Raw genomic sequence first — 12,573 nt, 5'->3', positions numbered from 1 at the left:
CGTCAGGCTTCCCCGTTCTTGCTGGCACGGTCGATGGCACGGTCGATGGCGCGGGCGATCAGGGCGGTGAAATCCTCGGGGCTGCCGACCCCGGCGACCTCCTCGGCGCTGACGGTGACGCCGCGCCGCGCCATCGCCGCATAGCGCGGCTGGCGATGGGCCAGCGCGCGGGCATAGGTCCAGCGGATGAAGTCGTCCGGGTTGACCTCCTCCGCCTCCAGGCCCTTCTCGACGCGATAGGCGATCCAGGCCTTTTCCAGGAATTCCGGCTGGTAATACATCGGCTTCGGCGCCCGGTCGAAGCGGCGCACCAACTCGGCCGTATGCGCCTCCGATCCCTCGATCCAGACCAGCAGCAGCTCGCGCGCCAGCGCCGTCAGCACCGGGTCCTCGGGATCCTCGGGATCCACTACCTCGCAGATCGAGCCGCCGGAATCGCAGACGAAATGCGCGATCCCATAGATGTCCTGGGCGCGCTCCATGAAATGGCGGGTGTCCAGCAGCGCGGCGATCTCGGCCCGGCGATGCTGGTCCTGGCGCTTGCAATATTCCTCGAAGGGCAGCCCGCCGCGGCTGGGACTGCCCGGCTTGCCCATATAGGTCGACAGCGGCGCCAGGTTCTCGAAGGTGATGTTCGAGGCGATATAGACGCTGTCCGAGATCAGCAGCTCGCGCAGGAACGGCACCTTCATCGCCTCGCGCTTGAAGTTGTCGGCGATGTATTCGCCCATGTAGCGGGTGCCGATGCGGTAATCGATCGAATAGTGGAACCAGTCCCCGGCCTCGCGCAACATGCTGGCCAGATGGGTCTTGCCCAGCCCCGACATGCCGAACAGCAGCACGCGCCTGCTCGTGGCCTGCCGCCATGCCTCGCCGCTTTCATAGATCATGCTTCGCCCCATCTTCGACGACGCATAGGTAATGCCCGGCGCGGGGCGAGGGAAGGGGGCACAGCCAGCAAGCGGGTCAGTCCGCCTCGCACTCCTTCCAAATACCTCGCGGGGGGTCCGGGGGGCGCGAAGCCCCCCGGCCGTCGCGGGACGCAGAAAGGCGCCGCGGATGTTCCGCGGCGCCCGATCCTGCGCCCCTTTCGCGCCGCTGCCGCGCTCAGAAGCTGTAGCCGACCCGGATGCCGATGCCCCAGACGTCGCTGTCCGTCATCCGCGCGCGCTCGGTGCCGCCGGTCTGCGGGCGGGCATTGCCCAGCTTGGAATAGTTGATGCCGGTGGTGATCTTCAGGTTGTCCATCGTGTAGATCGCCGCCAGCGTCACCCCCTTGCGCCCGGTATGCGGCGCCAGCGGCGAGACCAGCCGCTCGCCCGAGGGCTCGTAGATCAGCGAGGCCGAGCCCGACCAGCTCTCGGTGAACTTGCGGCCCACGCCGACCGTGTAGGTCGTGGTGTTCTCCAGCGAGACCAGTCCGCCCTCGACCCCGAAGCCGAGCGGATCGTCGGCGGTGGGCGCGCGCGTGAATATCCGCGGCTCGACCTTGAACTCGGACCATTTCACCCAGCGGATCGAGCCGAACATCAGCGTGTCTGGGGCGATGCCGGTCTGGCCTTCCAGCGTCACCGATTGCGGGGTCTTGACGGTGGTGGTGCTGTCCATGCCGACCGGGATGCCGGGGATGTTCTCGGTCGTGTCGAAATCATGCTCGATGGACGAGTTGTAGGTCAGCGAGACCCGCGCCGCGATGTCGGGGATCTCGTAGGCGGCGCCGATCACGTAGCCCACGCCCCAGGAATCGTCCAGCTTGACGTTATAGCCCGCGATCGGCCCGTAGGCCGCGCCGTCCAGCGTCACCTCGCCACTGGCCTTCGAGCCGCGGATGCCGCCATGCACCGAGAAGTTGTTGTCGAAGCGATAGCGGGCCAGGGCCGTGAAGGTCGTGGAATCCACCGTCGCGCTGGTCCCGCCCAGCATCATCGAGCCGCCATCGGCGAAGGGCGCATAGGCGATATCGGCGCCGAAGGGCTGCTCGAGGATGATCGCGCCCGACAGGTTCTCGTTGAACTGGTGCTTGTAGGACAGGCCCACGAAGCCATAGCCCTTCGCGACGTCGCCGGTCCCGAAACCGGCGGAATCCGTCCCCTTCACCGTCGGATCCGCGCCGCCGAAGCTCAGTTCGGCATAGTTGCCCGCCTCGAACAGCGCGGCCAGCGACTGCGGCGCCCGTTCGATTCCGCCCGCCATCAGCGGCGCGGCCGAGATCATCAGCGCGGCAGAGCCTGTGATCACATGTTTCATCTTTCCCTCCCAAAGCGGGTCACCGGGACCCTGGAATCGAGCTTAACGCCCAAAGGTCATGAATCAATTGGCACGACGCGATGACGCGGCGTCCGGGAAACCTGACCTTACGACAGCGTGTCCGCGGCGCAACGAATCTGGCGCCGCACGGCGCCTTTCGACCTGGGGCAGCGGCGCGAAAGCCACATCTCGCCCCGCTGTTGGGGCTGGACAATTCCCGCCGCGCGTGAAAGGGGAAACTGCCAAACGAAATTGCCGCAAGGACCACCGCCATGCAGATTCGTGAGGCTCTGACCTTCGACGACGTGCTTCTGGTTCCGGCCGCCTCGACGGTCATGCCATCGACCGCCGATGTCACCACCAACGTGACGCGCGCGATCCGGATGAACATCCCGCTTCTGTCCTCGGCCATGGATACGGTGACCGAAAGCCGCATGGCGATCGCGCTGGCGCAGGCGGGCGGCATGGGCGTCATCCACCGCAACCTGACCATCGAGCAGCAGGCCGACGAGGTGCGCCGCGTCAAGCGCTTCGAATCCGGCATCGTCTACAATCCGATCACGCTGACCCCCGAGCAGACGCTGGCCGATGCGAAGGCCTTGCAGGAGCGCTACAACGTCACCGGCTTCCCGGTGGTCGACGAGAAGGGGCGCGTGGTCGGCATCGTGACCAACCGCGACATGCGCTTCGCCAGCGACGACCGCACCCCGGTCAAGGCGATGATGACCGCCGACAACCTGGCGCTTCTGGTCGAGCCCGCCGACCGGGCCGAGGCGATCAGCCTGATGAAGGCGCGCCGGATCGAGAAGCTTCTGGTCACCGACGGGCAGGGCAAGCTGACCGGCCTCTTGACGCTGAAGGATACCGAGCAGTCGGTGCTGAACCCCCTGGCCTGCAAGGACGACCTGGGCCGGCTCAGGGTCGCCGCCGCCTCGACCGTGGGCGAGGAAGGCTTCGAGCGCAGCCGGGCGCTGATCGAGGCCGGCGTGGACATGGTGGTGATCGACACCGCCCATGGCCATTCGGCGGGCGTGGCGAAGGCGGTCGAGCGGGTCAAGGCCTTCTCGAACGAGGTGCAGGTGGTCGCCGGCAACGTCGCCACCGCCGAGGCCACCCGCGCGCTGATCGCGGCCGGGGCGGATGCGGTCAAGGTCGGCATCGGGCCGGGCTCGATCTGCACCACGCGGATCGTGGCGGGCGTCGGCGTGCCGCAGCTGACCGCGATCATGGACGCGGCCGGGGCGGCGGGCGACGTGCCGGTGATCGCCGATGGCGGCATCAAGTTCTCGGGCGATTTCGCCAAGGCCATCGCGGCGGGCGCCAGCTGCGCCATGGTCGGCAGCGCCATTGCCGGCACCGATGAAAGCCCCGGCGAGGTGATCCTGTATCAGGGCCGCAGCTTCAAGTCCTATCGCGGCATGGGCAGCTTGGGCGCGATGGCGCGCGGCTCGGCCGACCGCTATTTCCAGAAGGACGCCGCGACCGACAAGCTGGTCCCCGAGGGGATCGAGGGGCAGGTGCCCTACAAGGGCTCGGCCAATGCGGTGATCCACCAGCTGGTCGGGGGCTTGCGCGCCGCCATGGGCTATACCGGCTGCGCCACGGTCGAGGAGATGCGCAGGAACTGCCAGTTCGTCCGCATCACCGGCGCGGGGCTGAAGGAAAGCCATGTCCATGACGTGCAGATCACCCGCGAATCGCCCAATTACCGGCTGGGATGACCCCCGCGGCCCGGATCAGCGCCGCGATCGGCGTTCTCGACCAGGTGCTGCAGGGCGCCCCGGCCGAGCAGGCGCTGCTGCGCTGGTCGCGCGCCAGCCGCTTTGCCGGATCGGGTGATCGCGCCGCCGTCCGCGACCTGGTCTTCGACGCGCTGCGCCGCCGCGACACGCTGGCCGCGCTTGGCGGCGGCCCTGGCGGGCGCGGGCTGATGATCGGGCTGTGCCGCGAAACCGGCGAGGACCTGGCTGCGATCTTCACCGGCGAGGGCCATGCGCCCGCCCCGCTGACCGAGTCCGAGCGGGCTGGCCACGCGGTTCCCGGCGACAATCTTCCCGACTGGCTGCGCCCGCAATGGCGCCGCGCGCTTGGCTCTGACGCCGATGCGGTGGCGGCGGCGATGGGGCAGCGGGCGCCGGTCTGGCTGCGCCACAACCCCCAGCGCGCCGGCCTGGCCCAGGCCCTTGCCGCGCTGGCCGCCGACGGGATCGAGACCGCGCCGGACCCGCGCCTGGCCTCGGCCCTGCGGGTGATCTCGGGCGCGCGGCGCGTCGCCTCGGGCCGCGCCTATGGCGAGGGGATGGTCGAGCTGCAGGACCTCTCGCCCCAGCTTGCCTGCGCGGAGCTGCCCTGCGCGCCGGGGATGCGGGTGCTGGACTATTGCGCCGGAGGCGGCGGCAAGGCGCTGGCGCTGGCCGCGCGCAACCCGGAACTGCGGATCGAGGCGCATGATGCCGAACCCGACCGGATGCGCGACCTGCCGGTCCGCGCCCGCCGCGCCGGGGCCGCGATCGCGCTGACCGCCCGCCCCTCGGGGCATTACGGGCTGGTGGTCGCGGACGTTCCCTGCTCGGGCAGCGGGACATGGCGCCGCCAGCCGGATGCGAAATGGCGGCTGACGCCCGAGCGGCTGGAGCAGCTGCGCCGGATCCAGGCGTCGATCCTGGACCGGGCGGCCGGGCTGGTCGCCGCGAAGGGCCATCTGGCCTATATGACCTGCTCGCTTCTGACGGCCGAGAACGACGCGCAGATACAGGCGTTCCTGCAGCGAAATCAGGATTTTGCGCTGGTTCAGGACAGGCTGTGGACGCCGCTGACGGCCAGCGACGGCTTCTTCCTGGCGCTGTTGCGGCGGGCATGACCGCGCCGGGCGCTTCGCACTTAACGCAATCTTAAGTCATCGCGCATTATCTGGGGACAAGTGGTTCTTCGGGTAATGATTCGCATGGCACATTGGGACGATCAGATCGGGCTTTCCCGCAGCGCGCTGGCCGCGGTTCCGCTGCTGCTGCTGCCGATGGTGGCGGGGGCGGCGATTCTGCTTTTGCTGCCGGGCAGCGGTGCGGGGACGGCGGCCATCGTGTTCTCCAGCATCGCGGTCGCCTGGTATCTGCTGGGCGGTGCGGTCGCGCTGGCGCATATGCGGCGGCGGATCGGGGAACGCCGTGCCCTGGCCGCGATCCGGGGCGAGGTGACGGCGGCGCCCGAGGCGGTGTGGATCTGCGATTCCGACGGGCTGGTCCTCTATCAGAACCCGCCCTCGCGGGCACGTTTCGGCGACATCGCCGGCCAGAACGTCGTGGGCCTGCTGGCGCGGATGCGCGCCGATGCCGGCATGGCGCACGAGCTGCTGACCCGCCGCGCCGATCGCAACGGCTGCGCCGAGATCGCGCTGGAGGACGGCATGGTCCTGGGCGTCTGCCGGGCCGAGGACGCGCCCTTGCAGATCTGGTCCTGCCACGACCCCGACAGCCTGCCGGCCGAGGGCGATATCGCCCTGGCGCTGGATTCCGCCGAGGCGGGCGAGACCTGCGACGGCTTCGAGCCGATCCCGGTGGCCCTGCTGCGCTTGGCCCCGAACGGAGAGATCCGCCGGGCGAATGCCGCGGCCCGGCGCCTGCTCGGCCTGTCCGGGATCGGGAATGGCGGCCTGCATCTGGGCGGCCTGCTGGAGGGGCCGGGCCGCTCGGTCGGCGACTGGGTGGCGGATTGCTTCAACGGGCGCATGGAGAACGGCACCGAGATCCTGCGGCTGCGTTCGCGCGATGGTCGCGACCAGTATTTCCAGGTCTCGCTGGCTCGCGACGCCGGTGCCCATCCGGCCGTGGTCGCGGTTCTGACCGATGCCAGCGACCTCAAGCGGCTGGAGGCGCAATTCGCGCAAAGCCAGAAGATGCAGGCCATCGGCCAGCTTGCCGGCGGCGTCGCGCATGATTTCAACAACCTGCTGACGGCGATCAGCGGCCATTGCGACCTCTTGATGCTGCGCCGCGACAAGGGCGACCCGGATTACGCCGACCTGGACCAGATCAGCCAGAACGCCAATCGCGCCGCCGCGCTGGTCGGGCAATTGCTGGCCTTCTCGCGCAAGCAAACGCTGAAGCTGGAGCCGCTGGATCTGCGCGACACGCTGGCCGACCTGGCGCATCTGCTGAACCGGCTGGTGGGCGAGCGCGTCGGGCTCAGCATCAGCCACGACCCCGCGCTGCGGCAGATCCGCGCCGACCGGCGGCAGCTGGAACAGGTGATCATGAACCTGGTCGTGAATGCCCGCGACGCGATGAGCGCGGGCGGAGAGATATCGATCCGCACCGAGAACCTGCATTTCGCGCAGCCCTTCCAGCGCGACCGCGCCACATTGCCCGCCGGCGACTATGTCCGCATCGAGCTTCGCGACCAGGGCTGCGGCATCGCGCCCGAGAACCTGGGCAAGATCTTCGAGCCCTTCTTCACCACCAAGCGCGTCGGCGAGGGAACCGGGCTGGGCCTGTCGACCGCCTATGGCATCGTCAAGCAGACCGGCGGCTATATCTTCTGCGATTCGACGCCCGGAGAAGGGACCTGCTTCTCGCTTTATTTTCCCGCCCATCTGGGGGCGGCCGTTCCGCAACCGGCGGTCTCGGCGCGCCCGGTCGCGGCGGCTTCCAGGGCCAGCCAGCGTCCCGTCACCGTGCTTCTGGTCGAGGACGAGGCGCCGGTCCGTGCCTTCGCGGCGCGCGCCCTGCGGCTGAAGGGCTATCAGGTCCGCGAGGCCGATTGCGCCGAGGCCGCGCTGGAGCTTCTGGCCGACGATCGCCTGCAGGTGGATGTCTTCGTGACCGATGTGGTCATGCCGGGGATGGACGGGCCAAGCTGGGTGCGCAGCGCGCTGAAGCATCGACCCCGGACCCGCGTCATCTTCATGTCGGGATATTCCGAGGACATCTTCACCGAGGGACAGGCGCCGATTCCCAATTCGGCCTTCCTTGCCAAGCCCTTCACCCTTGCCGAGCTGGCGGAACTGGTCGAACGGCAGATGGCCACGCCCCCCGCCATCTCGGGTCCGCATTGATCCGGGCCGCATTTCGGGCCACATTGATCCGGGCCGGCGGGCCGTTCAGATCGACTGGTAGAGGTCGATATCGGCCCGCATCGCCTCGCGCAGCCGCGCTTCCTGATCCGCGTCCAGATGCACATCGACCGGGGGCGGGACGTTGATGCGCGGCATTTCCAGCGCGCAGCCCAGGCGATCTTCCAGGAACTCGATGAAGGCGGGAAAGTCCTCGTAGCGGAAGATGCGATCGACGCGGCGCGTCCCGTCGGTCAGGAAGTCGCGCTGCTGGCCGATCTCCAGCTGCGCCGGCCCGCCCGGCCGCGCATAGTCGCTTGCGAATTGCGCAAAGCTGACGCCCTCCATCCGGTGCGTCGGATCGACATGATCGTCGCGCAGCTTGAAGCGGTACCAGCTGCGCAGCCAGTCGACGGGCTCGCGCATCAGGGCGACGGTGCAGAAGGGTCCGCCCGCCTGGGCTTCCAGCCAGGGATGCAGGTGGCGGTGAAAATTCGCGATATCGGCATGTTTCAACGCCGCCGGACGCTGGATCGCCGCCGAGGCCAGGGATTCGAGCGCCGATTCGACCGCCGTCGAGCCGGCCTTGGGCGTCGCCAGAAAGACCAGCCTCTGTTCCCAGAAGATCAGCATCTCTTTCTTCCTTTCGGGTCCCGGCCCGCGCCGCGGCACTGGGGATGTCGGACGGGAGGGGCAGGGATAGCGGTCGCCCCACCGGATGTAAACGCTTTGTTAACCGGCGCTGTGGCAGGCTTCTTCCATGATTCGAGCGGGCGATTGAAAAAGCCTTGAAATGCGCCGCGGATTGGCGCATCTATTTCGGAACAAGAAGTGAACATTCCGTCGGTCGAGCAGATTGCCCTGCCCGGAGGGCTGTGAAATAACGGTGAGGACGACATGGCACAGGCGAGCATCTTCGATATGGACAACAAACGCAGCGCGGATAAGCAAAAGGCCCTGGACAGCGCGCTGGCGCAGATCGAGCGGCAGTTCGGCAAGGGCTCGATCATGAAGCTCGGCGCCGACAATCCCGTGGCCGAGATCGAGGCGACCTCGACCGGATCGCTGGGGCTGGACATCGCGCTGGGGATCGGCGGGCTGCCCAAGGGCCGCATCATCGAGATCTTCGGGCCGGAAAGCTCGGGCAAGACCACGCTGACGCTGCATGTGGTCGCGGAAGAGCAGAAGAAGGGCGGCGTCTGCGCCTTCGTGGATGCCGAACATGCGCTGGATCCGCAATATGCTAGGAAGCTGGGCGTCAACCTGGACGAGCTGCTGATCAGCCAGCCCGACACGGGCGAGCAGGCGCTGGAGATCGTGGATACGCTGGTCCGCTCCGGCGCGGTCAACCTGGTGGTGGTCGACTCGGTCGCGGCGTTGACGCCGAAATCCGAGATCGAGGGCGACATGGGCGACATGCAGATGGGCAGCCAGGCCCGGCTGATGAGCCAGGCGATGCGCAAGCTGACCGCCAGCATCGGGCGCAGCAACTGCATGGTCATCTTCATCAACCAGATCCGCATGAAGATCGGCGTGATGTTCGGCAATCCCGAGACCACGACCGGGGGGAACGCGCTGAAATTCTATGCCTCGGTACGGCTGGACATCCGCCGCACCGGCTCGATCAAGGACCGCGACGAGGTGATCGGCAACTCGACCCGCGTGAAGGTGGTCAAGAACAAGGTGGCGCCGCCCTTCCGGCAGGTCGAATTCGACATCATGTATGGCGAGGGGATCAGCAAGGTCGGCGAATTGATCGACCTGGGCGTGAAGGCCGGGGTCGTCGAGAAATCGGGGGCCTGGTATTCCCATGGCGACCAGCGGATCGGTCAGGGGCGCGAGAACGCCAAGCAATATCTGCGCGACAATCCGGACGTGGCCTATGAGATCGAGGACAAGATCCGCGCCAGCCACGGGCTCGATTTCGGATCGGATGACAGCGACGAGGTGCTGAGCGAGGAATGATGCCGGCGGCGCGCCTGGCGCGCCCCGACGATCCGATGCGCGGGCTGGTCCCGCGCATCGCGCTTTCCGGGCCGGGGAACGGATGATTGGCCAAGCCGGGCCGGCAGGGGATGGCTGGCAGCTGCAAGGCAAGTGAAGGGCGAACCGGATATGCCGGTCGCCCGCGCGGGACGGACGGGCGAAGGGTCTTCGCGATACGGCCCGTCATCATGGCTCGCCGTCGGCCCCACCGGTTCCGGCGCCTGTTTGCTGGACAGCCGCGCGCCGTCCCGCTAGACCATGCGCCAGCCCGGTCCGCGCCGGATCTGCGCCACAACCCTGCGACGAAGGCCCAAGATGCCCAGCCTCAACGACATCCGATCCACCTTTCTCGGCTATTTCGAGAAGAACGGCCACCGCGTGGTCGAGTCGAGCCCCCTGGTCCCGCGAAACGACCCGACGCTGATGTTCGCGAATTCCGGCATGGTGCAGTTCAAGAACCTGTTCACCGGCCTGGAAACCCGCGACTACAAGCGCGCGACCACGGCGCAGAAATGCGTCCGCGCCGGCGGCAAGCATAACGACCTGGACAATGTCGGCTATACGGCGCGGCACCATACCTTCTTCGAAATGCTGGGGAATTTCAGCTTCGGCGACTATTTCAAGGAAGGTGCCATTCCCTTCGCCTGGGAATTGCTGACCCGCGAATACGGCATCCCCAAGGACAAGCTGCTGGTCACCGTCTATCACACCGATGACGAGGCGGCCGAGATCTGGAAGAAGGTCGCGGGCCTGTCCGACGACCGCATCATCCGCATCCCGACCAGCGACAATTTCTGGCAGATGGGCCCGACCGGCCCCTGCGGCCCCTGCACCGAGATCTTCTACGACCATGGCGAGCAGATCTGGGGCGGCCCTCCGGGCAGCGCGGATGAGGATGGCGACCGCTTCATCGAGATCTGGAACCTGGTCTTCATGCAGAACGAGCAGTTCGAGGACGGCTCGATGCGCGCGCTGGAGATGCAGTCGATCGATACCGGCATGGGGCTGGAGCGGATCGGCGCCCTGCTGCAGGGCAAGCACGACAATTACGACACCGACCTGATGCGCAGCCTGATCGAGGCGTCGGCGAACGCGACCAGCAGCGACCCGGACGGGCCGGGCAAGGTGCATCACCGGGTGATCGCCGACCATCTGCGCTCGACCAGCTTCCTGATCGCGGATGGGGTGATGCCCTCGAACGAGGGGCGCGGCTATGTGCTGCGGCGGATCATGCGCCGGGCGATGCGCCACGCGCATATGCTGGGTGCGCAGGATCCGGTGATGCACCGCCTGGTGCCGGCGCTGGTCGGGCAGATGGGCGCGGCCTATCCCGAACTGCCGCGTGCCCAAGCGCTGATCGAGGAAACCCTGCGCAGCGAGGAGACGCGCTTCCGCCAGACGCTGGACCGCGGGCTGCGGCTGCTGGACGACGAGCTGTCGAGGCTGCCCGAGGGCTCGAACCTGCCGGGCGAGGCGGCCTTCAAGCTCTATGACACCTATGGCTTCCCGCTGGATCTGACGCAGGACGCGCTGCGCGAGAAGGGCCGCAGCGTGGACATCGCCGGCTTCGACGCCGCGATGGCCGAGCAGAAGGCCAAGGCTCGCGCGGCCTGGGCGGGCAGCGGCGAGGCGGCGGATGCCTCGATCTGGTACGACCTGGCCGAGCGGCATGGCGTGACCGAATTCCTGGGCTATGACGCCGAGGAAGCCGAGGGCCAGATCCTGGCGCTGGTCGTCGAGGGGGCCGAGGCCGAGGAGGCCAAGACGGGCGACCGGGTCCAGATCGTGGTGAACCAGTCGCCCTTCTATGCGGAATCGGGCGGGCAGATCGGCGATACCGGCCTGATCAAGACCGATACCGGCGCCGCGCGGGTCACCGACACGAAGAAGGTCGCGGGCGTCTTCATCCACATGGCCGAGGTCACGCTGGGGGTGCTGGGCCGCGGGCAGGGCGCCCAGCTCTCGGTCGATCACGACCGGCGCGGGGCGATCCGGGCCAACCACTCGGCCACGCATCTGCTGCACGAGGCGCTGCGGCGCACCCTGGGCGAACATGTCGCGCAGCGGGGCAGCCTGAACGCGCCCGACCGGCTGCGCTTCGATTTCAGCCACAACCATGCCGTCAGCGACCGGGAATTGTCGAGGATCGAGGCGGAAGTCAATGATTTCATTCGCCAGAACGCGCCGGTCGAAACCCGGATCATGACCCCCGACGACGCCCGCGCCCTTGGTGCCCAGGCGCTGTTCGGCGAGAAATACGGCGACGAGGTGCGGGTCGTCTCGATGGGCCGGCAGGACAATTCGGGCAAGGGCCCGGACGGCGCGACCTATTCGATCGAGCTGTGCGGCGGCACCCATGTGGCGCGCACCGGCGATATCGGCGCCTTCGCGCTGCTGGGCGACAGCGCCTCCAGCGCGGGGGTGCGGCGGATCGAGGCGCTGACCGGGCAGGCGGCGCTGGACCACCTGCGCGCGGCAGACAGCCAGCTGGGCGAGATCGCCGCGATCCTGAAGGCGCAGGCGGGCGACGTGGTGAACAAGGTCCGCGCCCTGGCCGATGAGCGCAAGGCGCTGGCAAACGAGGTCGCGCAGCTGAAGCGCCAGCTGGCCATGGGCGGCGGCGGTGGCGCGCAGGCCAAGGAGATCGGCGGCATCCGGTTCATCGGCCGCCGGGTCGAGGGCGTCTCGGGCAAGGAGCTGGGGCCGCTGGTCGACGAGATGAAGGCGCAGCTGGGCAGCGGCGCCGTGCTGGTGCTGGCCGAAGCCGATGGCAAGGCCACGGTGGCGGCCGGGGTCACGCCGGACCTGACCGGGCGGATCAGCGCGGTGGCGCTGGTCCAGGCGGCCACGGTGGCGCTTGGCGGCAAGGGCGGCGGCGGCCGCCCGGACCGCGCCCAGGGCGGCGCGCCCAGCCTGGCGGCGGCCGACAGCGCCATCGCTGAAGTCGAGAAACTGATCGGAGAAAGCGCATGACCGCCCTGTGGATCGCCCATGTCACGGTGACCGACCCCGAGGCCTATGGCCGCTATGCCAAGGCCGCCGGTCCCGCGATTGCCGCGCATGGCGGCACCTTCCTGGCCCGCGGCGGGCGCTATCGGCAGATGGAGGGGACCGACCGGGCGCGCAATGTCGTCGCGCGCTTCCCCAGTTTCGATGCTGCCGTGGCCTGCTATGAAAGCGCCGAATACCAGGCGGCGCTGGCCCATGCCGAAGGCGCGGCCGAGCGCGATCTGGTGATCGTCGAGGAAACGCCCCCGGCCCAGGAATAGGGTGAATTCTTCATCCTTTCGTGC

At 68.2% G+C, this 12,573-nt stretch carries 9 protein-coding genes; 6 read left to right on the top strand and 3 right to left on the bottom strand.

From position 1 onward, the window contains the following. Positions 1 to 2: 2 nt before the first annotated feature. Positions 3 to 890, bottom strand: coding sequence for an ATPase (locus C9E82_RS19780; protein ID WP_119900402.1), 888 nt, complete (start codon positions 888 to 890; stop codon positions 3 to 5). 217 nt (positions 891 to 1,107) lie between these two features. Continuing rightward, positions 1,108 to 2,247, bottom strand: coding sequence for an OmpP1/FadL family transporter (locus C9E82_RS19775; protein ID WP_119900541.1), 1,140 nt, complete (start codon positions 2,245 to 2,247; stop codon positions 1,108 to 1,110). A gap of 272 nt (positions 2,248 to 2,519) precedes the next feature. Here C9E82_RS19775 and guaB point away from each other — a divergent pair, with 272 nt between their 5' ends. The 3 genes from guaB (at position 2,520) to C9E82_RS19760 (ending at position 7,297) form a co-directional block, all read left to right on the top strand. After that, entirely contained in the window at positions 2,520 to 3,968 is a 1,449-nt protein-coding gene (gene guaB, locus C9E82_RS19770) for an IMP dehydrogenase (RefSeq protein ID WP_119900542.1), read from the top strand. Beyond that, positions 3,965 to 5,107, top strand: a complete 1,143-nt coding sequence (locus C9E82_RS19765; RefSeq protein WP_119900543.1) for an RsmB/NOP family class I SAM-dependent RNA methyltransferase — start codon at positions 3,965 to 3,967, stop codon at positions 5,105 to 5,107. The genes guaB and C9E82_RS19765 overlap by 4 nt, the downstream gene beginning before the upstream one ends. A gap of 84 nt (positions 5,108 to 5,191) precedes the next feature. Further along, positions 5,192 to 7,297: an ATP-binding protein gene (locus C9E82_RS19760; RefSeq protein WP_240643667.1), complete on the top strand. Its 2,106-nt coding sequence runs from the start codon at positions 5,192 to 5,194 to the stop codon at positions 7,295 to 7,297. Between the two features lie 45 nt (positions 7,298 to 7,342). On the opposite strand, the gene C9E82_RS19755 is transcribed toward C9E82_RS19760, so the two are convergent. After that, a complete protein-coding gene (locus C9E82_RS19755) occupies positions 7,343 to 7,927 on the bottom strand; it encodes a hypothetical protein (protein WP_119900545.1) in 585 nt (194 codons plus the stop codon). A gap of 264 nt (positions 7,928 to 8,191) precedes the next feature. On the opposite strand from C9E82_RS19755, the gene recA reads away from it, so the two are divergent. The 3 genes from recA to C9E82_RS19740 all read left to right on the top strand — a co-directional run bounded on the left by recA (position 8,192) and on the right by C9E82_RS19740 (position 12,549). Continuing rightward, positions 8,192 to 9,259, top strand: coding sequence for a recombinase RecA (gene recA, locus C9E82_RS19750; RefSeq protein ID WP_119900546.1), 1,068 nt, complete (start codon positions 8,192 to 8,194; stop codon positions 9,257 to 9,259). Between the two features lie 336 nt (positions 9,260 to 9,595). After that, the gene (gene alaS / locus C9E82_RS19745) at positions 9,596 to 12,253 is read left to right on the top strand and encodes an alanine--tRNA ligase (protein WP_119900547.1); all 2,658 of its coding nucleotides are present in this window, start codon (positions 9,596 to 9,598) and stop codon (positions 12,251 to 12,253) included. Continuing rightward, positions 12,250 to 12,549 carry a DUF1330 domain-containing protein gene (locus C9E82_RS19740; protein ID WP_119900548.1) on the top strand — a complete coding sequence of 100 codons (300 nt, stop codon included), beginning with the start codon at positions 12,250 to 12,252 and terminating at the stop codon, positions 12,547 to 12,549. The genes alaS and C9E82_RS19740 overlap by 4 nt, the downstream gene beginning before the upstream one ends. Positions 12,550 to 12,573 lie beyond the last annotated feature (24 nt).

The organism is Paracoccus sigandri, assembly GCF_003709565.1.
Lineage (GTDB): Bacteria > Pseudomonadota > Alphaproteobacteria > Rhodobacterales > Rhodobacteraceae > Paracoccus > Paracoccus siganidrum.
The sequence above is the reverse complement of the archived record's forward strand: the minus strand, read 5'-3'. Positions and strand labels throughout refer to the sequence as shown.

What these genes read in the sequence shown, in the direction of transcription:
- C9E82_RS19780 (WP_119900402.1), bottom strand. Translation starts at nt 890, where the DNA reads ATGATCTATGAAAGCGGCGAGGCATGGCGGCAGGCCACGAGCAGGCGC.
- C9E82_RS19775 (WP_119900541.1), bottom strand. Translation starts at nt 2,247, where the DNA reads ATGAAACATGTGATCACAGGCTCTGCCGCGCTGATGATCTCGGCCGCG.
- recA (WP_119900546.1), top strand. Translation starts at nt 8,192, where the DNA reads ATGGCACAGGCGAGCATCTTCGATATGGACAACAAACGCAGCGCGGAT.
- alaS (WP_119900547.1), top strand. Translation starts at nt 9,596, where the DNA reads ATGCCCAGCCTCAACGACATCCGATCCACCTTTCTCGGCTATTTCGAG.
- guaB (WP_119900542.1), top strand. Translation starts at nt 2,520, where the DNA reads ATGCAGATTCGTGAGGCTCTGACCTTCGACGACGTGCTTCTGGTTCCG.
- C9E82_RS19765 (WP_119900543.1), top strand. Translation starts at nt 3,965, where the DNA reads ATGACCCCCGCGGCCCGGATCAGCGCCGCGATCGGCGTTCTCGACCAG.
- C9E82_RS19760 (WP_240643667.1), top strand. Translation starts at nt 5,192, where the DNA reads ATGGCACATTGGGACGATCAGATCGGGCTTTCCCGCAGCGCGCTGGCC.
- C9E82_RS19755 (WP_119900545.1), bottom strand. Translation starts at nt 7,927, where the DNA reads ATGCTGATCTTCTGGGAACAGAGGCTGGTCTTTCTGGCGACGCCCAAG.
- C9E82_RS19740 (WP_119900548.1), top strand. Translation starts at nt 12,250, where the DNA reads ATGACCGCCCTGTGGATCGCCCATGTCACGGTGACCGACCCCGAGGCC.